Source organism: Micromonospora sp. H33 (assembly GCF_052068455.1).
Classification (GTDB): domain Bacteria; phylum Actinomycetota; class Actinomycetes; order Mycobacteriales; family Micromonosporaceae; genus Micromonospora.
Genome location: NZ_JBQHDE010000001.1, coordinates 719,007 through 739,847, shown reverse-complemented (window position 1 = coordinate 739,847; position 20,841 = coordinate 719,007). Strand labels below are relative to the sequence as shown.

The window sequence follows — 20,841 nt, the reverse complement described above, 5'->3', positions numbered from 1 at the left end:
GTCGGCTGCCCGAGAGTCAGGCGTCGGGCAACTGCGCAAGCACTTCGGGGGGAGCGGGCTCTACATGCAGAGGCTCGGGGTCGCGGTGCCGGTCCGACCCACAACGGGCGAACGGTCCGGCATCGCCGGTCAGGACCGCCAGGTGCGGGTCGAGGTGGTCACGCCACCAGATGCTCATGCCGGTTTGGGGGTCGTTGACGCGTAGAGCTTCCCAGGCTCGCCACAGGGCGTAGAGGCGGGAGAGCGCTTCGGGGTGTGCCCACCAGCGGGGACACCAGTTGATGCCGGGCGTGGGCCCGGAGGCGACCCGTCGCTCCAGGACGAGCGCGAGGTAGCCGGAGACGAAGTGGTCGACGTCGCGGAAGACGGGCTCCGGTGCCTCCGCGTTCTGGGCCGGTGCCGGTTCCTCAGACGTACCAGCGAGCCGGTCGAGCAGATTGGTCAGGTCGACGACCGGGTCGGTGGCCGGTTCGGACGTCGGGCTGGTCATGTGATCGGCTCCGGCGGCGCGTCGGGGGATAGGGGCCAGTCGGTGCGGCTATCGGGGTCCCAGCGGGCGATCGATGCGTGGATCGCCTCGGCGTAGGGGCCGTCCTGCCAGGGGGCGGTGCGGGCGAGCGCGGGCGGGGCGCCGGAGGCGTAGACGACCATGCGGCCGCGGGGCAGGGCGTGCAGGTCGGACACGTCGAGGATGCGCTGCCGGCGGGTGGCGTGGGAGACCGACCGCTGGCCCCATCCGGATCCGCTGCTGCTGGTCGAGCGGGTGGTGACGTCGTGCTCGCCGATGAGCTTGGAGAGTTCTTCCAGCCAGTCGGGGTCGGCGACGCCGCCGCCGTAGGTGCGGACGTTGGCCGCGGACCACAGCTTGCGCATTCCTTCGCGGCCCCAGACGTCGACGCCTTGTGGGTAGGACTGCAGGATGGTGATGATCGGCAGGCCGTGGGAGCCGTAGTAGGAGTACAGGTTGGGCAGCTGGCGTAGCCGGCAGATGTTGGCGGCCTCGTCGAGGATGCTCAGCAGCGGCGGATCGAGGCGGCGGCCGGCGGAGGCGCGGGCGCGTAGTTCGCCGGCGCGCAGGACGGCGTCGGTGAGCGCGGCGACCAGCGGGGCGGGGGAGCCGGGGCCGCCCTGGGACAGCAAATACAGCACGTCGGTGGAGGCCACGAACGCGGCCGGGTCGAACTCGCTGATCCCGCCGCGGGCCGGTGGGGTGACCCAGGCGGTGACGGCGGGTTCGGTGAGGCACATGAGCATCTTCTGGGCGCCGGCGTAGATGCCGCCGCGGGTCTTGTCGGGCATGTTGACCACGCCGGAGACCGCGTCGGCGGGCAGGTTGAAGCCGCGTTCGCGCAGCAGCATCGCGGGCTCGTCGTCGCGGGGGCTGACGGCCCATCGGTAGGCGGCGAGGATGTCCCGGCCGGAGCAGGCGGCCGCCAGCAGCAGGTTTGCCACCAGCTCTTCGGAGCTGGGGTCGAAGAAGGCGTCGCGCTGGACGCCTGGCTCGCGTTCGGCGGCGGCGAAGTGCTCGGCGAGGCGTCGGGCGTCGGTGATGGTGGCCACGGCGCGCAGCGGGTTCCACCACATGCTCTGCTCGGCACCGAGGATGTGCTGCGGGTCGAACGCCCAGACGGTGCCGCGGGCGGCACGGACTTCGCGGGTGGCGTCGACGATGTCGCCCTTGACGCTGGTGACCAGGGTCGGGCCGGGGGCGGCGACGACGGCGGGGATGGCCCGGCTGGTGGTTTTGCCGGTGCGGGGGCCCCAGATGTCGACGGCCATGTCCTCCCAGGACTGGCGCAGTGGCATCCCGCCGGCGACGGTGTGGCCGATCAGCACGCCGAGCTGGTCGGGGTCGGGCCGGTCGAGGCTGGCGAGGCTGGGCCGCAGCCGGAGGCCGCTGTCGGCGACGCCCTTGGGCCCGAGGTGGGCGAGGTCTGTGCGGTTGGCCATCTTCCGGGCGGCGCCGTCGACCCGGGTGCGCCGTCGGCGGGCCCACCGCCAGGCCGTCACCCCCGCGGCGGCCAGCAGCGCCAGTACGGTGACCTCGATGACCGCCACGACGGTGCACGCGGTGGTCCAGGTGATCTGGCCGCGCAGCACCGAGGTGGCTACCCGGATCGGCCCGCCGCCGGTGTATCCGGGTGGCCGGGTGAGCACGACGGGCAGCCATACCGCGCTGGCGGCGACCAGGGCGACGGCGGCGATGCCGCCGACGATGAGGCCGGCGTCGTCGTGGCCGCCGCGCGGCCCGGCGGGGCGGCTCATGTCATCGTCCAGCGGAAGTCGGTGTTGCCGAGCTGCTTCTCCACCTCGGTGGGCTCCAGGTGTACCGGGATGCCCGGCCGGGAGCCGACCTTGATCAGGAAGTTCCCGCGGCCGACGGTCTCGCTGCCCTCGGCGGCCGTCCAGGATGGCGGCGCCGACCAGGACAGCACCTCGCGCCGCTCGGCGTGCGACAGCGGTCGCACCCGGGCGACGGCGTCGAGTTCCTGCTCGGAGCAGGGGCCGATCATCAGCACGGCGGAGCGTTCGGCGAAGCCGCGGGCCTTGGCCCGGTCGTGGGCCGTGGGCAGCGCTTCCAGGTCGGCCAGGGAGTGGGTGATGAAGGCGGTGCCGGTGCCCTTCTGCCGGTTGAGCCGGGTCAGGCCGTCGGCGCGGTCGACCAGGCCGTGCCCGACGCGCAGCGCCCGCCACAGCTCATCCAGGACGGTGAAGAAGGTGCGGGCCGGGGCCAGGCCGAGGTCGGCCATCAGGTGCGCGGCCTCCACCTGGGCGAAGCCGTAGGACCAGGTCGACAGCAGGGTGGCGGCGGTGCGCAGCTCGTCGGTGTCGTCGATGCCGGAGATGTCCACGCACACCGCGGGGGTGTCGAGCCGGATCGCGGTGGTGGTCTGGCCCTCGAAGGTGTCGCCGAGCGGGCCGTGCAGCAGCGCCAGCAGGGTGCGGTGCAAGGCGGCGGTGTCCTCGCGGAACCGGGGGATGTCCTGGTCGGCCTGCCAGAGGGTGACGGCGCGGACCTGCGGCGGGGCGTCGCGGATGACGGTCAGGACGTCGGAGAGCACCGGCGGGGTGTCGGTCTCCCGTTCGGCGAGGTAGCGCAGCGCGGCCGCCAGGACGGTGGTCTCATCGGAGGTGACGGGCCCGCGGCGGATCAGGGTGGCCAGGGCGACGAGCATGTTCAGCCGCCGGTCGGTGACCGCAGCCCGTACGACGGCGCCGGTGCGTTCGTCGACCCGGTCGAGGACCTGCCGCCACGGGCCGGCGTCGAGGGGGTTGATCCGGTCCAGGCCCGGTCCGACCCGCAGCACCTGCCCGCCGAGGGCGCGCACCAGCTGCGCGTAGTCGGGCTTGAGGTCGCCGAGGATCAGCGGGGTCACGCCTTGGGCGGTGAGGCCGAGGACCATCCGGCGCACGGCGGTGGACTTGCCCATGCCGGGCTCGCCCTCGATCCACACCGACGGGTTGTTGATCAGCCGGGCGCGGGTGTACCAGGAGATCGGGTCGAAGCACACCGCGCTGCCGGTGTAGAGGTGCCGGCCGACCGGCACGCCGATCATCGGCGTGGAGGCGCCGGTGCCGAACGGGAACAGGCCGCACACCTGCACCGTCGTACCGCGGTACTCGGTGGGCGGCTCGATCCACGACCACTGTCCGCCGCCCGGGCCGGGGTAGCCGAGGCGGCCGGGCCGGCGGCCGGCTGGTCGACGCGGCGAGGGAGGAGTGGCCCGGGTGCTCATGCCGGCGTCCTAGAAGGGAATGGTCGCGTGGGTGGGCAGGACCACGCCGGCGGGCAGGCCGGCGGCGAACCCGGCGGCCTGGCAGCCGTACATCGGCCGCAGCACCAGGCGGGCCTCGCCGGCGCGGGCCCGGATGACGCCGGTGGCCCCGTCGAGCTGCTTCTCGTCGGCGACGGTCGCGGTGACCAGCACCGTGAACCGGGTGACGCCGGCACCGGCGGCCTCCTCCTCGGCGGCCTGCTCGGCGGCGGCCAGGTCGGTCAGGTCCCGGGCGCTGGGCCGGTGCTTCTTGCCGGCCAGGAACCGGGCGTCACGCTTGTCGGCCTCGACCAGCCGGGCCGCCTCGCCCGGGGAGTACGGCCGGTAGATCATGGTGACTCGCTTGCGCAGCAACTGCGGGTCCGGGTCGGTCAGCCGGGCGAACAGCCGCGAGTACACCACCCCACGCGGGGCCTCGACCATGCACCAGGTGCGCGAGACCCCGGAGTCATGCCGGTAGGAGTCCCAGCTCTCCCGGGTGGCCACCGGCCCGGCCTGCGTCCAGTCGGGGGTGAGCTGCGGGTCCCGGGCGAGGTCCAGGGCGGCGGCCGGGTCGTACGCGGCGCGCACCACCGCGACGAGGCTGCGCGCGGACATCGGCACGATGCCCGAGCCGGTCGCGCCGGTCAGCCCGGCGTGCAGGTTCGGCAGCCGGGCGGCGACCTCCCGGCAGACGTCCTCGTGCGACATCGACCGGCCGGGCGGGGCGGTGTAGGTCAGCGACACGCGGGTGTCGACGGTCGCCGAGCCGGCCGGGTAGGACTGCACGACGTCGTTGAGGACCTGCAGGGCCAGAGCCGGCGCGTCCGGCCGGGAGGCGGCGGCCACCTCGGCGGCCAGCCGGGTGCCGGGATCCGGCGTGGTTTCGACGGTGACCTGCGCCTGCACCAGCTGCGGCTCGCGGGACAGCGCCGCCAGCCAGGACGCCAGGTGCCCGACGCGGGCGTCGATGACCGCCTGGTCGACCAGGTCCATCCCCTCCGGGGCGCAGCGCAGGGTGACGGTGTAGTGCCGGCTCTGCGGCACCACGACCACGGCCACGACCCCGGAGCGGCCGGTCTCCACCTCGTACACCTCGGAGCGGGCCAGCACTCCGGGCAGTTGGTGGGCGGCGGTGACCTTCGATGCCACGCCGGAGACGTAGACGTGGTGGCGGCGGGACCGGGCCAGCCACCACGCCACCCGGGCGGTGATGACCTGGAATCCGGTGCGCCCGTTGACCCGGACCGCCAGCGGGGCGAGGACCAGCAGACCGATGATCGCGGTGATCAACGCGGCGAGGGTGGACACCGTCAGCAACGCGGCGGCGAGCACCATGACCAGGAACGCGGCGATGGTGCCGGCCGGACCGAGTCCGAACAGGCCGGCGCCGCGGCCGAGCCGCCAGTTGCCGTAGGTGCGCTGCTGCTCGCCGGTGCGCTCCCGAACCCCGGTGCTCATCCGCCCTCACCGTCCACCGCGCCGGCCGCCGTCCCGCCGACCTTGCGCACGGCCGCGGGACCAGCCTGAGCCGCCGCCACGCCAGCACCCGCAGCGAGACCGACTGGGCCGGCGGCGGCGGATCCTGCTCCTGCCGCCGTGCCGCCGGCAGCGGCGGTCGTGCCGCCGGAGGCGCCCGCCTGCGTCCCGGCGGTACCGGCTCCTGCCGCTGCGGGACCCGCCGGGCCACCCGGACCGGCCGCGCCAAGCCCGGTGCCTCCACCGGAAGGGCGGGGCGCCGGCACGGGCGTGGACGGAGTCGCTCCACCTGGGCGGCCCGGGTCGCTGCCGCCCCCGCTGCCGGATCGGCCGCCGCCGTTTTGGGCCAGGCGCACCGCGCCGGAGGCGAGCTGCCCCGCCCCGGTCACGGCGGCGATCGCCACGCCGCCGGACCCGCCAGCGGACAGTACGGCTACGGGCGGCGCGATCAGCCGCATCAGGGCCGGAAGCGCCACGATGGCCATGCCGAACATCACCATGCCGGTCAGCAGGTCGGTGAGTGTCTGTCCCTCACCGATGAGCCAGAACACCGCGGCGTAGATCGTGGCCGCGGCCGGTTTGTAGAGCACCAGGGCGAGCAGCCATGTCAGGTACCGGCTGCGCACGGAGCCTCCGACCGCGGCGGCTGCCGGCAGCAGCCCGGCCAGTAGCACCAGGCCGGCGTTGCGGGCCAGCAGCATCAGTAGCTGCACCATCGTCGACAGGAACATCACGATCGAGATGCCGATCACCATCAAGGGCGACAACTGACCAGTGGCGCGGCCGGCTGGGGCGAGCAGCAGCAGCCGTTTACCGAGGTTCTTGTTGGCGGAGGCGTCGAGGATCCAGTTCGAGTACTCGTCGCCGATGGCGACGAGTAGTTGCACGGCCGGCACGCCGGCGCCGGCGATCACGACCAGCAACACGAGGTTCTTGGCGAACGTGCCGGCTTCCCGGCCGTTGCGTTCCAAAGCCATCTTGATGGCCGCGACCAGCACCGCGCCGACCGCGATCGCCGCGACCGCCCAGTTCGTGTATTCGCGTAGGTAACCAACGGCCCCCTCGCAGGCGAGCTTCCCGGCCTCGTCGAGCCGGCAGGCATCAGACGTCTTGGGTGTAGGGATGGCCAGCCAACCGGCGACCAGCGTCTCGAGCATCTCCGCAGCGGCCTTGGACGCCTGCTCGGCCAGCTCGTCGAGGAACCGGCTGGCCGTGTTTTCCGCGAGCTGGCCGCCTATGCAGGCGAAGTCGACCGGCAAGCACTCGGGCATCTATCGTGCCCCCCACTCGACGACTCCGGTGAGATCGTTGGTGACGCGGTTGACGGAGGTCCATGCCCCGCCGGGGGGTGCCTGCATCCGCCAGTCGCCGTCGCGCCAGAGGAGAGTCGTGGAGAGCACGTGGTAGCGCGGGGTTCCGGCCGACGGTGCGCGGAGCACGATTCCGATCACGGCGGTGTCGGGGGTGTAGGACTGGTAGCTGAAGCCGGCGATCTGGCTCAATGTGCCCGGGTCTGACGGGCTGGTGTCAGTGGCGCGCAGGGTGGCCAACATCCGGTCACGGTCGGCGCTGGGCACGAACTGCCGCTCGATGGTGGGCTCCCAGTAGTCCCGGCCCAGCGAGTAGCTGGACCGCATGCCGATCTGCGCTGCGGCGATCAGGGCGCCCTCAGGGGTGTGCGCAAACCCGGACGCGGTGGTCCCGGTGACCTGCCTCGGGCCGGCGGTGGCACTGACCGGTACGGCGAGCGAACCGACTAGTTCCCACCGCACCCCCGCTGGCGCGGTGGTCGGCACGGCGGTGGGCAACGCCTGCTGCGGACCGCTCTCAGCCGGCGCCGGGTTCACCGGCGGGGTGCCGTCAGCGATGTCGTTGCCATCACCTCCGGGGGCGAGCACGGCGACCAGCAGCCCGGCGACGATGACGATCAGCACCAGTATCGCGGAGGCGATGAAGCCGGGCCGCGTCCACGGCGGACGATCGGCGAAGTCCTGGGGGGCAGACGAGCGCGGCATCGGCGTTCCTCCTAGATCAGCGCGGAGACAATGGAGAACGCGCTTCCGATGAGGATGCAGGCGGCGAACACCCAGCCGAGCTGGGAGAGGTTGGTGTCGTCGCCGCGGCGGTGCGCCAGGGCCATCTTTCCCGCGGTGTAGAGCAGCCCGCCGACGCAGGCGGCGCTGGCCAGGTAGGCGACCCACCGCAGGATCGTGAGGACCTTCTCGCCCACCTTGGGCGGCGCCTCGCCGCTACCCGGGTCCGGGACGGCAACCGTTGTCCAGGCGAGTTGAAGCTGATCCAGATGGTCGAGCAGGGTCATCGTTTCCCTTCCCAGGATGTTTGCACCGTCTGCCAGATCGCGTTGCGCAGCGCCTCGACCTCTGGGGGAGCGCCGACATCGCGGGGGTCGTCGGCGGCGAGGAGCGCGTCGACCCAGCCGACGCGCCAGATCTGCGGCGCCCACCCGCGCAGCAATTGCAGCCGTTCGGTGGCGATGCGCGGGGGCCGCCGCGGCGATGCCGCGACCGCGACCACTCCCACCACTTTGGTCACGCCGGTCATGCCGGCACGGCGACGCCACTGCTCGATCGCACCGGTCGCCGCCCAGGCGCCCTGGGCTGACGCACGGCAGACCAGGACCACGTTCGCGGCTGGCATCGCGGGTGTCACCAGTGGCCAGGCTTTGCCGAAGTCCAGGCCGAAGCCGACGAGCCGGGCCAGTGTGCTCGTCCCGGCGCCGCCGTGGCATCCGACCCACCACACCGGAGGCCAAGCGTCGAGATTCTGCGGAATCATCGCGACGGGCAGCTCCGGGGCGGGACCAGGGCGCGTACGGGAGGCCGCGACAGCAGCTGGCTTCACCGACGGTCCCGCGAGCGCACGCCGGACATTCCCGTCATCCGATGCCTCCCCCGTGTTCCAAGGTCACCGACGAGTACCCGACAGTAGCACTGCGTTTCCAAATGGACCTATGGTGTTTGCTCTGCCACGACAGGACGCGACAGGCACCACGGGGGAGGCGTCGACATGGCACGCAGTGCGCGAATATCCACGCAAGTCGATGAGGTGGGTCGGCTGACGCGAGCAGCCGGCGGCGTTGTTGTGGCCGCCGTGATGCTGACCGGCTGCGCGCCCGCCGCGCAGTCGGGCGCACCGGCGCCGGAGGTCAGCGGGCCGGTCTATCCGACGGCCGGCGCGGGTGACGGATCACCGCGGCCGGAGGAGCAGCCAGGCGGTGACGACCACGGCCACGACACGCCGGCGCCTGCGCCGCCGGCGGCGCAGGCGGCGCCTGTCGCCGCGGCGTTCGCCGCGGCGTGGGCGCGTCCAGACTTGCCCGCGCAGGCGTGGTGGCAGGGGGTCGCGTCGAGCTGCGACGAGGGCTTCGCCTGGGCGCTGCGCACCGTCGACCCGGCGCGGGTGCCAGCGACACGGGTGACAGGCCGCCCCGTGGTCAAGCAGGCACCGAAGGGCGGCGTAGCGGTGTACGAGGTGCCCACCGACGCGGGGATGCTGACCGTCACGCTCGTCGGTGTCAACGGCCGGTGGGTGGTCACCGGCAACGACTTCACCCGGTCGGTGACCCGATGAACCGCCGGCCGCTCGCGCTGGCCGCGGCGGTGCTGGCGGCCGTCATGCTGCTGTGCGGCGGCATGGTCGGGTTGCCGCTGCTGATGTTCGGCCAGTCGGAGGCGGAAGCGGCAGCGTGCGAGGTGCCGTCACTGCCGGGATCATCGCCGGTACCGGGAGCGGGCGCGTGGGACGGCGTCCAGACGACGAACGCCGCCACGATCGTCGCGGTCGGCCGGCAGCGCCGGGTGCCGCCGCGCGGCTACGTCATCGCGCTGGCGACCGCGATGCAGGAGTCCACGCTGCGCAACCTGGCCAACGCCAACGTGCTCGAGTCGCTGGCGCTGCCGCATGAGGGCGTGGGCCGCGACCACGACTCGGTCGGGCTCTTTCAGCAGCGCCCCGGGTGGGGCAGCGTGCGCGAGCGGATGACGCCCACCTACGCCGCGGGGAAGTTCTACGAGGCGTTGGTCCGGGTCGACGGTTGGCAGCGGATGCGGTTGACCGACGCGGCGCAGGCGGTGCAGCGCTCGGGCTATCCGGAGGAGTACCAGAAGTGGGAGGACGACGCCGAGCAGCTCGCCACGCATGTGCTCGGTCTGCTGAGCATTGACGACATCGGCGGTGGCGCGCCGACGGCGCCGTGCGGCGTCAACGACCTGGGGCCGGTGCCGGTCGGGCCTGGCGGCTGGGTGCAGCCGATCCAGGCCATCGTTGGTAGTGGCTTCGGTCCTCGCGGCCGGAACTTCCACGCCGGTGTCGACATGTCGAAGGCCGACGTGCGGGGTGACCCGATCCGGGCGGCGTCGTCCGGTGTGGTGGAGCAGGTCAAGTGCGACTGGTACACCACGTGCGACCGTGACGGGAACACCAGCGAGCGCGGCTGCGGCTGGTACGTCGACATCCGCCACCCGGGCAACATCGTGACCCGGTACTGCCACATGATTCAGCGGCCCGAGGTGTCCATCGGCCAGCAGCTCAAGGCCGGGACGGTCATCGGGTTCGTGGGCAACAGCGGCGGTAGCTCCGGGCCGCACCTGCACTTCGAGGTGCACCTGAACGTCCCGTCGGGGCCGTACAACGCCGACCGCAGCAACGCCGTTGACCCGGAACGGTTTATGCGCGCCCAGGGCGCTCCGCTCGGAGTGGGCACGTGACCGCCCCGGGCACGACGGCCTCCCCTGCGGCAGCGGAGGAGGCCGTCGGCGTGCCAGCGAGGACGCCGCGGCTACGGGTGTGCGGCGTTGGCCGGCGTCGCCTGCTCACCCGGCTGGTGCGCCGACGGCGGCGTCGGCCGCGGTGGGCGGCGTCGCCGGGCCGGCCCGGACTCCGGCGCGTCCAGGCCGAGCTTGGCCAGGTCGTCTGCGGTCCAGCCGCACTGCAGGGCCGCCCTGTACCGCTCGGTGTAGCGGGCATTGGCCTCGCGCAGCGCCTCGGCGAGCTGGTCACGTTCGTGATCGGGCCGCCGGACCGGCGGCCCGATCACGCGCCGAGCCCGGTTCGGCCTCGCGTCGACCCGATGGTCGACCGGGAGATGCAGCGGTGAGGAAACGGGGAGAGGTAGTGGCCGACAACGAGATGGCCGAGATCCACCAGCGGGCCACCGCAGCCGTCACCGCCGCGATCCAGGCCGCCGGTCAACTGGCGCAGGTGCTCATCGACGCCCGCATCGCCCAACTGCAGCGGGGCGCCCGAACCAGCGAGGACCAGGCCCGCCAGATCCGCGCCCAGGTCCGCGCGGCGCAGCAGGCCGACGCGGCGATCTGGCGGCCGGCGATCCGCCCGTCGTGGTGGCGCCACGCGTCGGCCGACGACATCGCCCGCGCCTGGCGAGCCAGCGCCGGGTGGGCAGCCGTCGACCCCCGGGCGAGGGAGGCCCAGCGCGTCATGGCCCAGCGGCTCGCCGAGCGCGGGGTACGTGTCGAGCCGGCGGCCGGGGGCCGGCCTGGTGACGCGACGTGGCTGTCGGACCAACTCGATCGCGCCGCCCTCGACGACGGCGACCGGACGCCCGATCCCCGGCCGGATCCGGAGGAGGCCGGCGAGCGGCGCCGCACCGCCCAGCAGCGCCAAGAGGAGATGGCGATCTACGTCCGGGAGGTCTGGACCGCCGACCGAGCCGAGCGGGTCATCGGATCGGCGGCGTGGCCGGCGCTGGCGTACAAGCTCGACCAGTTGGAACGCGCCGGCCACGACGTCCGCGACCTCCTGCGGCAGGTGCCCGGCTTCGTCGACCGGGCACACACCCCCGCCGCGTACGCGTTCCGGGTCGTCGACGACTACGCCGCAGACGTCGGCCAGGCCGTCGCGGGGGAACGCGCCACCGCCGACACGCAGCGCGCCGAGGAACGCGCCTCGGTCACCCTCGACGGGGAGTGGCGGGAAACCCGAAGCAACCCCTCGGGCGCCGCCGACGCGCCCGCCCAGAATGCCCGAGCCGACGCCGGCCGGGCCTCCGCCGGAGCCGCCGAGCACGATGTGCGTGCCGCCCAGCTTGCCGCGCGCGCATTCCCGACGTCGACCAAGTCCGCCATCGCGGACACCACGGCGGCGGCCCCACCGGTGACCGGGGCGCAGCAGCGACCGGCACGGTCAGCCGCGCCGACAGTGCCCACCCAGACTGCGGGCCGATAGCCTCACCGTGCGGGGCACAGGCGACAGCAATTCAGATCCGGTTCCGACTACATCCGTTCGGGGGTCCGAATGCCGAGCAGGTAGAGGCCCTGCCGGAGCACTCGTGCGGTCAGGTCGCAGAGCACCAGCCGGCTCTCCCGCACCAGCCCCTCGGCCCGCAGCACCGGGCAGCGCTCGTAGAACGCGCTGAAGGCGGCGGCCAGCCGGTACAGGTACCCGGCCAGGTGGTGGAACTCCAGGCTGTCCGCCACGTCGGTGACCACCCCGCCGAAGCCGATCAGCTCGAAGGCGAGCGCCCGCTCGGCCGGCTCAGCCAGCGAGACCACCGCGTCCGGCTGAGCCGTCACCCCGGCGTCGCCGGAAGATCGACCGGATCCGGGAGTACGCGTACTGGAGGTAGGGCGCGGTGTTGCCGTCCAGCGAGAGCATCCGCTCCCAGTCGAGCACGTAGTCCTTGTGCCGGTCGCTGGACAGGTCGGCGTACTTGACCGCGCCGATGCCGACCGCCCGGCCCACCTCGGCCGCCTCCGCCTCGCCCAGCTCGGGGTTCCGCTCCTGGGCCAGCGCGGTGGCCCGGGCCACCGCCTCCTCCAGCAGCCCGACTAGCTTCACCGACTCGCCGGCCCGGCTGCGCAGCATCCGCCCGTCCGGCCCGAGGATCGACCCGAACCCGACGTGCTCGGCGCGGGCCGGCGGGGCCAGCCAGCCGGGCGGCGGCGTACACCATGTCGAAGTGCCGCCGCTGCGGCAGCCCGACCACGTAGAGCAGCCGGGTCGCACCCAGCGTGCCGGTCCGGTGCCGGATCGCCGCCAGGTCGGTCGCCGGGTAGCCGTACCCGCCGTCGGACTTGCGCACGATCAGCGGCAGCGGCTGGCCGTCGCGGCCCACCGAGCCGGGCGGGAACACGCAGGCCGCGCCCTCGCTCTCCCGGAGCAGCCCGAGCCGGTCCAGGTCCTCGACCACCGGGCCGAGAAGGTCGTTGTAGCTGCTCTCACCGTGGAAGTCCCGCTCGGTGAGGGTCACGTCGAGCAGGTCGTACACGGTCAGGAAGTAACGCTCGGACTGCGCCACCAGCAGCCGCCGCAGCCGCAGCGTCGCCTCGTCGCCGCCCTGCAAGGCCACCACCCGCAGCCGGGACCGCTCGCGGAACGCCTCGTCGGCGTCGAACTTGGCCCGGGCCGCCTTGTAGAACGAGTCCAGGTCGCCCATGGACAGCTCCTGCGCCGCCTCGGCCTCACCCAGGTCGACCAGGTGCTCGATCAGCATGCCGAACGGCGTGCCCCAGTCGCCCAGGTGGTTGGCCCGGACCACCCGGTGCCCCAGCCACTCCAGCAGCCGGGCCGCCGCGTCGCCGATCACCGTCGACCGCGGGTACCCGACGTGCATCTCCTTCGCCACGTTCGGCGCCGAGTAGTCGACCACCACCGTCTCCGGCTCGGCCACCACCGGCACCCCAAGCCGCGAGTCGGTCGCCAGCCCGGCAACCAGCCCGGCCAAGGCCTCGTCCGCGACGGTCAGATTCAGAAAGCCTGGCCCGGACACCTCCGCAACGGTGCACAGGTCGGCCATGTCCGCGCGGTCCAACACCTCGGCGGCGATCGCCCGCGGCGGCCGGCCGAGCCGCCGGGCCAGCGCCAGCGCCGCGTCGGACTGGAAGTCCGCGCGCTGGGAGCGCCGCACGACCGGGTCCACCCGTACGCCGGCCACCGTCTCGAACGCCGGCGCCAGCCGGTCGGTCAGCAGTTTCTCCAGATCCATGGGTACGCCGATCTCGCTCGGATCCGCCACACGCGGATCACCAGACTTCGGATGCGGGCGGACCGAGGACGATCGGCGGTGACCGGCGGCTCGATCCGCCGGTCGCAGGTGAGGAATGCTCAGCGCAGGCGGTCGCGGGACCGCCGGCGTCGCAGCGCGCCGACCTGGACGTCGGGGGACGTCGTCGGGTACGCGTGCGAGATGGTCATGGCAGCAGCCTAACCAGCCGGCCCGGGGCCGGCGCAAGGCCGTAACCGGACCGACCGGCGGCCCGCCCGGTGTTGACCAGCGCGCGTCTCACGTCGTCAGCGCAGTTCGCCAGGCGGCGACCAGTGTCGTCACGTCCGGGTGTCGATCTCCGGGTGTCGCGCGGGTGGCGTGGGCCACGAGCCGACCTTGGGCCGGGGAGCCCCGCCAGCCGTGTGGGGAGTCGAGCAGGTGCTGGATGGTGCGGCCGAGGGTGTACACCGTGGTGCGCTGGTCGATGACGGCACCTCGGACGAACTCTTCCGGGGCCATGTAACGGCGGGATCCGGGGAGGCGGTCGGCGTCGAGGACGAAGGGGCCGGGTCGGTATTCGTCCAGGTCGATCAGCCACATCTGTCGTCTGTCCAAGTCGTAAAGGAAGCAGCCGTCGTACAGGTCGACCGCGACGTAGCCGGCTGCCGTGACGGCCAGGTGCGCGTCGAGGATCGTGGTGATGGCTGCCTCGACGTCCGGGAGGGGTAGCTGCTGGAACCGGGCCAGTGCGGTGCGGTCCGAGCCGTGCGTGGTGGCGTGGTTGAGAACTGTGCCGTCGTGCCATGGGTAGACCAGCACTGGCCCGTCGGGGCCGTCGAGGACCTGCTCGGGGCGGATGATCGCCGGGTGCTGGACTCCGGTGTGAAACTGGGTGGCCCGGATCAGCGAGAGGCGGGCCTGCGGGGTGGTGGGCTTCTTGACGAACCAGCGGCGCCCGGCATCCTCGACGCCGTAGGACAGGCATCCCGAGTCTTGGGCGTCGAAGACCGCGAACGCGGACGCGAGTGACAGGTCGGTTCTGTCCCTTACCACGGGATGAGGTGATCCACACCGTAGTGGGCCCACCACTGCGGTCGGTGCTTGCGTAGCGTCCCGTCGACGCGGGTGAGTAACAGCCAGTTGCCGTTGAGCACCAGCGTCGCGTCCTCGGTTCGGTCGGTCAGTACCCGGGCCACCGTGGTCACCATGTTCGGCACCCCCTTGTCGGCCATGTCATCGGTCTGACAGCATCACCGATGCACTCGGCTGGCAGGCGCTGCGGCGCAGCTGGTCACAGCGCTGGCTCGATTACGCCCGCGAGCAGGACCTGATCCATCGGTGGCGGGGATGATGGCGATGCTGCCCTACACCCAACCCGCGCCGTACCACTCGCAATGGGGCGAGGACCGCTGGCTCGCAGAGAACTACCATCTTCCAGCGCACGGAGTATTCGTCGACATCGGCGCTGGCGACGGTGTACGCGGCAGCAACAGCCTCTACTTCGAGAACCGTGGCTGGCGCGGTCTCTGCGTGGACGCCGACCCCCGCAACCACCAACGGCTCCGGCACCGCTGCTGCGCCGTGGACACCTGCGCCGTATCCACGACCCCCGGGCTTTGGCCATTCGGCATGTACGCCCACAAGCCCTCCTGGTCAGGTCTGCAGCGGCGCGGTACGGACTACGAAGAGATCCTCGTCGCCTGCCGGACTCTGGAAGACCTCCTCGGCCAGTGGTGCATCGACCAGATCGACCTGCTCAGCATCGACGTCGAAGGCAACGAACTCTGCCCCGAGCGGCGCCGCAGACGGAAGCCTTGTCATCACCCCGTCGCCGCGCGGCTGGCTGCTGACCGCGACCCTTGCCACCGACCGGCTCCCGAGCGGTGGCCGGGTCGGACCTTGGGCACCCGAGGTCTTCCGGCTCAGCGACGAGGTCCTCGGCACCAACTTCGGCAACCTCGCACCCCCATTCGACACACGGTCCACCTTCTGCCTGCCGGGAGCCCGGCTCAGCTCCGAGTCCGCAAGGGAGTAGACCTGCCAGCCAGGCGAGCGGGCGTGGTTCAGGGCGCGACTGGCTACATACGGTCCGGAGTGGCGATGCCCAGCAGGTACAGGCCGTGGTGCAGGACCCGGGCGGTGAGGTCGCACAGGGCCAGCCGACTGTTCCGCACCTCGCCCTCGGCGCGTAGGACCGGGCAGTGTTCGTAGAAGCCGCTGAAGGTGGCGGCGAGGGTGTGCAGGTAGCCGGCGAGCCGGTGGAATTCCAGGGTCCGCTCGACGCCTGTGACGACGGTGCCGAAGTTGACCAGTTCGAGGGCGAGGGCGTGTTCAGCCGGGTGCACGATCGAGATCGAGGTTGCGGTGAACTGCTCGATCTCGGCGCGGCGGAAGATGGACCGGATCCGGGCGTGGGCGTACTGCAGGTACGGTGCGGTGTTGCCGTCCAGCGACAGCATCCGGTCCCAGTCGAAGACGTAGTCCTTGTTCCGGTCGGTGGACAGGTCGGCGTACTTGATGGCGCCGATGCCGACCGCGCGGGCGACTTCGGCGATGGCCGCTTCAGGGAGGTCGGGGTTCTTCTGCCGGGCCAGATCGGCGGCCCTGGTCACAGCCTCGTCCAGCAGTCCGACAAGTTTGATCGAGCCACCGGCCCGGCTGCGCAGCATCTTGCCGTCCGAGCCGAGGATCGAGCCGAAACCGATGTGCTCGGCAGCCGCTGGCGGGCTTAGCCACCCGGCCTGCCGAGCGACCGCGTACACCATCTCGAAGTGCTGACGCTGCGGCAGCCCCACGACGTAGAGCAGCCGGGTCGCGCCGAGATCCCGGGTCCGGTGGCGGATCGCCGCGAGGTCGGTGGCACCATAGCCATATCCGCCGTCACGCTTACGCACGATGATCGGCAACGGCTGCCCGTCGCGCCCCGTGAAGCCCTCCGGGAAGACGCAGGCCGCATCGCCGCTATCCCGCAGCAACCCGAGCCGGTCCAGTTCGTCGGTCACCGGGGCAAGCATGTCGTTGTAGTAGCTCTCGCCGTAGAAGTCCTTCTCGGTGAGCAGGACGCCGAGCTGGTCGTAGACGGTCAGGAAGTACTTCTCCGACTCGGCGACAAGCAGCCGCCACAACCGCAAGGTCAGCTCGTCGCCGCTCTGCAGGGCTGCCACCCGCCGCCTGGCCCGTTCCTTGAACGCGTCGTCGGCGTCGAACTTGACCCTGGCCGCCTTGTAGAACGAGTCCAGGTCACCGACGGACAGTTCGTGGGCGGCCTCCGACTCGCCCAGGTCGAGCAGGTGCTCGATGAGCATCCCGAAGGGTGTGCCCCAGTCGCCCAGGTGGTTGGCCTTGATCACTCGGTGCCCGAGCCACTCCAGCAGCCGTACGGCGGCGTCACCGATGACGGTCGACCGGAGGTGCCCCACATGCATCTCCTTCGCCACGTTCGGCGCCGAATAGTCGATGACCACCGTCTCGGGAACGGCGCTCAACGCGACGCCGAGCCGGGTGTCGGCGGCCATCCTCGACAGCAGCATGCCGAGAGCCGGGTCGGCGACCGTCAGGTTGATGAACCCCGGACCGGACACCTCCACGGCCGAGCAAAGGTCCGCCAACGCCGCCTGGCCGAGGACCTCGGTGGCGATGTCCCGTGGCGGGCGACCGAGCCGACGCGCCAGGGACAGTGCGGCGTCGGACTGATAATCCGCGTGCTGCGACCGCCGCACGACCGGATCGACCGGTCCGCCAGCCACGGCTGAAAACGCCTGGGCCAGCCGGTCGGCCAGCAGTTTCTCAAGATTCATGAAAGGTACGCCAATCTCGCTCCGATCCGTCTCGGGCAGGGAGGCGGATCTTCCGGAAATGCTCAGGGAGCGGATCGATCGACGACAGGTTGACCGGCGGATCGATCCGCCGGTCGCAAAGGGTCAGCTCAGGCGGTCGAGGACGGCTCGCAGGCGAGCCAAGGTTCGCTCACGTCCGAGGACCTCGATCGACTCGAACAGCGGCAGCCCGACGGTGCGGCCCGTCACCGCGACCCGCACCGGCGCCTGCGCCTTGCCGAGCTTGAGTCCCCGCTCGGCGCCGATCGTCTCCAGCGTTGCCTTGAGCACCTCGGCCCGCCACTCGCACGTCTCATACGCCTCGACCACGGCGGCCAACAGCGCTGGGGCGTCGGCTTTCATGGCCTTCGCCCACGCTGCCTCATCGGCGGCCGGCTCGTCGAGGAACAGAAAATCGACCATCGGCACGATCTCGGAGAGCACAGCGATCCGGGTCTGAGCCAGTTCGGCGACAGCAGCGAACGCGCTGGCGTCGTACGCCTCCGGCCGCCACGGCACGGTCTCAGCTCCCAACCACGGCTGGCATGCCTCGACAAACGCCTCAACCGACAACGCCCGGATGTAGTCCCCGTTGAAGGCTCGGAGCTTCTTCACGTCGAAAAACGCTGGCGAGGGGTTGACGTCCTCCAGCCGGAACTCCGCCACGATGTCATCCCAGGGCAGGATCTCCCGATCGCCGGACGGCGCCCACCCGAGCAACATCAGGTAGTTCCGCATCGCCTCGGGGAGGTACCCCTCGGCGCGGAAGTCCTCCAGGGCCACTCGGTCCCGGCGCTTGGACAGCTTCTGCCGCTTCTCGTTGACCAGGATCGGCGCGTGCACCCACACCGGTGGCTCAGCTCCCAGCGCCTCCCACAGCAACTGCTGCTTCGGCGCGTTGGGCAGGTGCTCCTCAGCCCGGATCACGTGGGTGATGCCCATGACCATGTCGTCGACCACGTTCGCCAGCAAGAACACCGGCGACCCGTCGCCGCGGGCGATCACGAAGTCCTCGATCAGCGCGTTGTCGAAGGTCGGCTTGCCGCGTACCAGGTCGACGATCACGGTCGAGCCGTCGTCCGGCGTACGGAAGCGCAACGCCCGGCCTTCCCCAGCGGTCAGGCCACGGTCCCGGCAGAAGTCGTCGTAGCCCTTGTGTTCGCTGCCGGTACGCGCGATGACCTGATCCCGGATGCAGTCGCAGTAGTAGGCGCGCCCGGCGGCGAGGAGTCGGTCGATGGCGTCGCGGTGCTGCTGGACGTAGTCGGACTGGAACAGCGGACCCTCGTACTCACTCGGGCCTATACCAAGCCACTCCATCGCATCGAGGATTCCCTGGACCCATTCCGGGCGATTCCGCGCCGCGTCCGTGTCCTCAATCCGCAGCACCATCGTTCCGCCCGACTGTCGGGCCAGCACCCAGTTAAACAGGACGGACCGAGCATTGCCGACGTGGAACATGCCCGTCGGGGAGGGCGCGAAGCGCACGCGGAGGTCGGAACTGGCCACGGACAGCAGGCTACCGAACCACGGACGTAAAGCCTGACCGATATCCGGGTCAGAGCTTCCGGGATGGGGAGGGCCGCCCTCGTCCCGGCGGACATGCCGCAACCGGGACCAGGTCGTCCTCCCCGCCCTCGACCCCGCTTCGGCCCCCGGACTTGATCCTGCTCTCCTGCGGCTTCGACGGCGGCGTCCTGGACCCCCTCGGCCGGCAGATGCTCACCGCCAGCGCCTACGGCGCCATGACCCGCCGGCTCGTCGACGCCGGGGACCGGCTGCGCGGCGGGCGGATCGCCATGGCCCACGAGGGCGGCTACAGCCCCGACTACGTTCTGCGCCCTCGCCACCCTCAAGGCACTGGCCAGCGCCACCACGAACGTCACCGATCCCCTAGCCCACATAATCGCCGGCTGGGCCAACGACCCCTACTCGACCACCAGCGGGCCGCCGTCGACGAGGCCGCCCCTCTCGTGGAGCGGATATCCACAGCCCCCGTCGCCATCGCTTGACCTGCGGCCGGCCCGACAGCTCACCCGCGAGCCGCGTGCGGGTGCCCGCAGGCCGCTGACCGCACGAGCCCCTACCACTCACGACGAACCATCCGCGCCCGCAAGGCCAGCTGATCCCCGAAGGGGCACCCCCGGGCACAGCCGACCGCCGCGTCAGGCGGGGACAGCGGCCGGTTCGTGGCCGGCGGCAGCGAGGCACTTCCCCCGGTGTCCCGTTCGCCGCCGGCCACAGCCGGCACCCGAAGACAAGGACACACCCACGCCCGGCGCGACGACGGACCTCCACGCTCAGCTCATCCCCGCGGCCTGCCATCTGGTTCAACCCACCACGCTCTCGACCACCAGTCACAGTTGGACGGCGGCGTTCGTCGCCGGCGTCGTCGCGGACGTCCATCACCGCCAGGCCACCGAATCCACCCTCCACCGGGCGGTCGGCGCCGCCGCCCGCACCGAGGGGCCTGTCGCCCTCGACCGTCCTGGTCTGGATCACCGCCACCACCCCCGACAAGGGCTCGGTGCCACCGGACCTACTCGCCTGCCGCCACTGCGCCAACACGATGATCATCGTGCGGCTGCTCCACAGCGACGCGGTCTACATCTGCCGGCCCGCCTGCCCACGCCGCCCACTACCCGCCGCGCAACTCAGCGCCCAGGGCCTCGCCGCCGGGCGCTCGGACGGACGCCAACGGCGGGGCGGGCTTCGGGTAGCCTGTGGCGCAACGGGCCGTTAGCTCAATGGCAGAGCTGAGGACTTTTAATCCTTAGGTTCTGGGTTCGAGTCCCAGGCGGCCCACCAGCACTTCTCTTCGTTGATCTCGTTCCGAGTGCAGCCAACCGATCACGCCGTACCCTTTCTCGGCCAGAACCCGGTCGACCCCGAGGTAGCCTGAGGCGCTTGCGCCGGCAGGACGAACGGACCGTGCTGCCACTGGCTGTGCTGCCCTGCCCTCGGCCACGTGCGCCCGTGCCCGGCTGTGGCGCGGGCAGGCAGAGCCTCGCGGTCCTCACCCGGTCCAGGTGAGGTGACCTGTCGCCGAGCGCCCCGGGCCGGGGCAGACATTCAGAGCCTGGCCGGCAACAGGCTGCCCCTTTACCTCTTCCGGTCGGACCTCTTCCGGTCGGTCACCTCGTCGATCACTAGCCTGTAGCGTTGCCTCGCCCCGGGCAGCGACGGGTCAACACGCCAGAACGATTGCCGTCCGACGACCTCGGACCGCTACTGTTCGCGTTGGCGGGGTCCCCACCACGGCAGCAGCCGCGGAAGCTCGGCAAGCGGCCGTCGCGGCCGTTCCGGCGGCGGTGTCTCGCCGTCGTCGCCGTCCCAACGCCGCCCGTACTGATCGGGCAGGTCACCCCACCCGAAGTACGGCATCGGCTCGCTGGGCAGCACGCCGAGTGTCTCCAGCGGATCGATGCGGGACTCGGCGACCGTGCACAGGTGCGCCCAGTCGTCACCGAAGTCGAACACGTACGCGAACTGCTCGCCGCCACCCAGGCGACTCAACTTGGTCCGGTCGCTGTCGATGCTGCCCTCGGGCGCCTCGCCGTCCCACAACTCAAGCGGCGTGACCTGGGTTCGGTCGGCCAGTGTGAACATGTGCATGTGGGCCAGGTCCCAGCGGGCGAACGCCGAATCGATCGCGTCAGCGAGCTGGGCGAAGGTATGCGACCGGCACGCCGCGACCCTGCCCGGCCGAGGCCACAGGTCGACGCCGCGACCGGAGACCAACTCGACCCGTACGGACAGCCAGGTACGCGCCACCGCTCACCCTCCCACCGACAACCGCCGCCACCACCGCCTGAACACTACGAAACGT

18 protein-coding genes, 1 tRNA gene and 3 pseudogenes are annotated in these 20,841 nt (G+C 71.7%); 6 read left to right on the top strand and 16 right to left on the bottom strand.

The features are described 5' to 3' along the window. Positions 1 to 16: 16 nt before the first annotated feature. From ACTMS0_RS03485 to ACTMS0_RS03450, 8 genes are read right to left on the bottom strand one after another with little or no spacing between them, the layout of a single operon-like run. Positions 17 to 490 (bottom strand): DUF4913 domain-containing protein, encoded by a 474-nt coding sequence (locus ACTMS0_RS03485; protein WP_441153601.1) that lies wholly within the window; start codon positions 488 to 490, stop codon positions 17 to 19. After that, entirely contained in the window at positions 487 to 2,265 is a 1,779-nt protein-coding gene (locus tag ACTMS0_RS03480) for a TraM recognition domain-containing protein (RefSeq protein ID WP_441153600.1), read from the bottom strand. The genes ACTMS0_RS03485 and ACTMS0_RS03480 overlap by 4 nt, the downstream gene beginning before the upstream one ends. Then, a complete protein-coding gene (locus tag ACTMS0_RS03475; RefSeq protein ID WP_441153599.1) occupies positions 2,262 to 3,737 on the bottom strand; it encodes an ATP/GTP-binding protein in 1,476 nt (491 codons plus the stop codon). The genes ACTMS0_RS03480 and ACTMS0_RS03475 overlap by 4 nt, the downstream gene beginning before the upstream one ends. A gap of 9 nt (positions 3,738 to 3,746) precedes the next feature. Then, entirely contained in the window at positions 3,747 to 5,216 is a 1,470-nt protein-coding gene (locus ACTMS0_RS03470) for an SCO6880 family protein (protein WP_441153598.1), read from the bottom strand. After that, the gene (locus ACTMS0_RS03465) at positions 5,213 to 6,493 is read right to left on the bottom strand and encodes a hypothetical protein (protein ID WP_441153597.1); all 1,281 of its coding nucleotides are present in this window, start codon (positions 6,491 to 6,493) and stop codon (positions 5,213 to 5,215) included. Before ACTMS0_RS03465 ends, ACTMS0_RS03470 begins: the two co-directional genes overlap by 4 nt. Before the next feature lie 12 nt (positions 6,494 to 6,505). Beyond that, positions 6,506 to 7,249: a hypothetical protein gene (locus tag ACTMS0_RS03460; protein ID WP_441153596.1), complete on the bottom strand. Its 744-nt coding sequence runs from the start codon at positions 7,247 to 7,249 to the stop codon at positions 6,506 to 6,508. Between the two features lie 11 nt (positions 7,250 to 7,260). After that, a complete protein-coding gene (locus tag ACTMS0_RS03455) occupies positions 7,261 to 7,554 on the bottom strand; it encodes a hypothetical protein (protein WP_441153595.1) in 294 nt (97 codons plus the stop codon). Next, the gene (locus ACTMS0_RS03450; RefSeq protein WP_441153594.1) at positions 7,551 to 8,030 is read right to left on the bottom strand and encodes a hypothetical protein; all 480 of its coding nucleotides are present in this window, start codon (positions 8,028 to 8,030) and stop codon (positions 7,551 to 7,553) included. The genes ACTMS0_RS03455 and ACTMS0_RS03450 overlap by 4 nt, the downstream gene beginning before the upstream one ends. A gap of 537 nt (positions 8,031 to 8,567) precedes the next feature. Between ACTMS0_RS03450 and ACTMS0_RS03445 the strand changes: the two genes are divergently transcribed. After that, positions 8,568 to 8,825, top strand: a complete 258-nt coding sequence (locus ACTMS0_RS03445; protein ID WP_441153593.1) for a hypothetical protein — start codon at positions 8,568 to 8,570, stop codon at positions 8,823 to 8,825. Continuing rightward, the gene (locus ACTMS0_RS03440; RefSeq protein ID WP_441153592.1) at positions 8,822 to 9,961 is read left to right on the top strand and encodes a M23 family metallopeptidase; all 1,140 of its coding nucleotides are present in this window, start codon (positions 8,822 to 8,824) and stop codon (positions 9,959 to 9,961) included. Before ACTMS0_RS03445 ends, ACTMS0_RS03440 begins: the two co-directional genes overlap by 4 nt. A 71-nt stretch (positions 9,962 to 10,032) precedes the next feature. Here the strand turns inward: ACTMS0_RS03440 and ACTMS0_RS03435 are convergent, their stop codons facing one another. Then, positions 10,033 to 10,290, bottom strand: coding sequence for a hypothetical protein (locus ACTMS0_RS03435; RefSeq protein ID WP_441153591.1), 258 nt, complete (start codon positions 10,288 to 10,290; stop codon positions 10,033 to 10,035). A gap of 77 nt (positions 10,291 to 10,367) precedes the next feature. Between ACTMS0_RS03435 and ACTMS0_RS03430 the strand changes: the two genes are divergently transcribed. Continuing rightward, positions 10,368 to 11,438 carry a hypothetical protein gene (locus ACTMS0_RS03430; RefSeq protein ID WP_441153590.1) on the top strand — a complete coding sequence of 357 codons (1,071 nt, stop codon included), beginning with the start codon at positions 10,368 to 10,370 and terminating at the stop codon, positions 11,436 to 11,438. A gap of 47 nt (positions 11,439 to 11,485) precedes the next feature. On the opposite strand, the pseudogene argS (ACTMS0_RS03425) reads toward ACTMS0_RS03430, so the two are convergent. From argS (ACTMS0_RS03425) to ACTMS0_RS03415, 3 genes and pseudogenes are all read right to left on the bottom strand, one after another. Further along, positions 11,486 to 13,197: pseudogene (argS, locus tag ACTMS0_RS03425) on the bottom strand (arginine--tRNA ligase). Between the two features lie 297 nt (positions 13,198 to 13,494). Next, positions 13,495 to 14,250 carry a serine/threonine protein kinase gene (locus ACTMS0_RS03420; protein WP_441153589.1) on the bottom strand — a complete coding sequence of 252 codons (756 nt, stop codon included), beginning with the start codon at positions 14,248 to 14,250 and terminating at the stop codon, positions 13,495 to 13,497. Beyond that, positions 14,244 to 14,441 (bottom strand): annotated as a pseudogene (locus ACTMS0_RS03415) (SitI3 family protein); the annotation flags it as partial. The pseudogene ACTMS0_RS03415 and the gene ACTMS0_RS03420, both read right to left, overlap by 7 nt. Before the next feature lie 103 nt (positions 14,442 to 14,544). On the opposite strand from ACTMS0_RS03415, the pseudogene ACTMS0_RS03410 reads away from it, so the two are divergent. After that, positions 14,545 to 14,922: pseudogene (locus ACTMS0_RS03410) on the top strand (FkbM family methyltransferase); the annotation flags it as partial. Here the strand turns inward: ACTMS0_RS03410 and ACTMS0_RS03405 are convergent. From ACTMS0_RS03405 to gltX, 3 genes are all read right to left on the bottom strand, one after another. Further along, positions 14,851 to 15,063, bottom strand: a complete 213-nt coding sequence (locus ACTMS0_RS03405) for a hypothetical protein (protein ID WP_441154023.1) — start codon at positions 15,061 to 15,063, stop codon at positions 14,851 to 14,853. The pseudogene ACTMS0_RS03410 and the gene ACTMS0_RS03405 overlap by 72 nt on opposite strands. 212 nt (positions 15,064 to 15,275) lie before the next feature. After that, positions 15,276 to 16,994 carry an arginine--tRNA ligase gene (argS, locus tag ACTMS0_RS03400; RefSeq protein WP_441153588.1) on the bottom strand — a complete coding sequence of 573 codons (1,719 nt, stop codon included), beginning with the start codon at positions 16,992 to 16,994 and terminating at the stop codon, positions 15,276 to 15,278. A 123-nt stretch (positions 16,995 to 17,117) separates the two neighbouring features. After that, positions 17,118 to 18,521, bottom strand: coding sequence for a glutamate--tRNA ligase (gene gltX, locus ACTMS0_RS03395; protein ID WP_441153587.1), 1,404 nt, complete (start codon positions 18,519 to 18,521; stop codon positions 17,118 to 17,120). A 152-nt stretch (positions 18,522 to 18,673) separates the two neighbouring features. Here gltX and ACTMS0_RS03390 point away from each other — a divergent pair, with 152 nt between their 5' ends. After that, positions 18,674 to 19,024, top strand: a complete 351-nt coding sequence (locus tag ACTMS0_RS03390) for a hypothetical protein (RefSeq protein WP_441153586.1) — start codon at positions 18,674 to 18,676, stop codon at positions 19,022 to 19,024. A 721-nt stretch (positions 19,025 to 19,745) separates the two neighbouring features. Continuing rightward, positions 19,746 to 19,820: transfer RNA gene (locus tag ACTMS0_RS03385), tRNA-Lys, on the top strand. A gap of 420 nt (positions 19,821 to 20,240) precedes the next feature. On the opposite strand, the gene ACTMS0_RS03380 is transcribed toward ACTMS0_RS03385, so the two are convergent. Then, positions 20,241 to 20,786, bottom strand: a complete 546-nt coding sequence (locus ACTMS0_RS03380; protein ID WP_441153585.1) for an IS1096 element passenger TnpR family protein — start codon at positions 20,784 to 20,786, stop codon at positions 20,241 to 20,243. Positions 20,787 to 20,841 lie beyond the last annotated feature (55 nt).

Bases quoted from the DNA above. Each gene is read 5' to 3' on its own strand.
- ACTMS0_RS03485 (WP_441153601.1), bottom strand. From the start codon at position 490: ATGACCAGCCCGACGTCCGAACCGGCCACCGACCCGGTCGTCGACCTG.
- ACTMS0_RS03475 (WP_441153599.1), bottom strand. From the start codon at position 3,737: ATGAGCACCCGGGCCACTCCTCCCTCGCCGCGTCGACCAGCCGGCCGC.
- ACTMS0_RS03470 (WP_441153598.1), bottom strand. From the start codon at position 5,216: ATGAGCACCGGGGTTCGGGAGCGCACCGGCGAGCAGCAGCGCACCTAC.
- ACTMS0_RS03455 (WP_441153595.1), bottom strand. From the start codon at position 7,554: ATGACCCTGCTCGACCATCTGGATCAGCTTCAACTCGCCTGGACAACG.
- argS (WP_441153588.1), bottom strand. From the start codon at position 16,994: ATGAATCTTGAGAAACTGCTGGCCGACCGGCTGGCCCAGGCGTTTTCA.
- ACTMS0_RS03450 (WP_441153594.1), bottom strand. From the start codon at position 8,030: ATGATTCCGCAGAATCTCGACGCTTGGCCTCCGGTGTGGTGGGTCGGA.
- ACTMS0_RS03460 (WP_441153596.1), bottom strand. From the start codon at position 7,249: ATGCCGCGCTCGTCTGCCCCCCAGGACTTCGCCGATCGTCCGCCGTGG.
- ACTMS0_RS03440 (WP_441153592.1), top strand. From the start codon at position 8,822: ATGAACCGCCGGCCGCTCGCGCTGGCCGCGGCGGTGCTGGCGGCCGTC.
- ACTMS0_RS03480 (WP_441153600.1), bottom strand. From the start codon at position 2,265: ATGAGCCGCCCCGCCGGGCCGCGCGGCGGCCACGACGACGCCGGCCTC.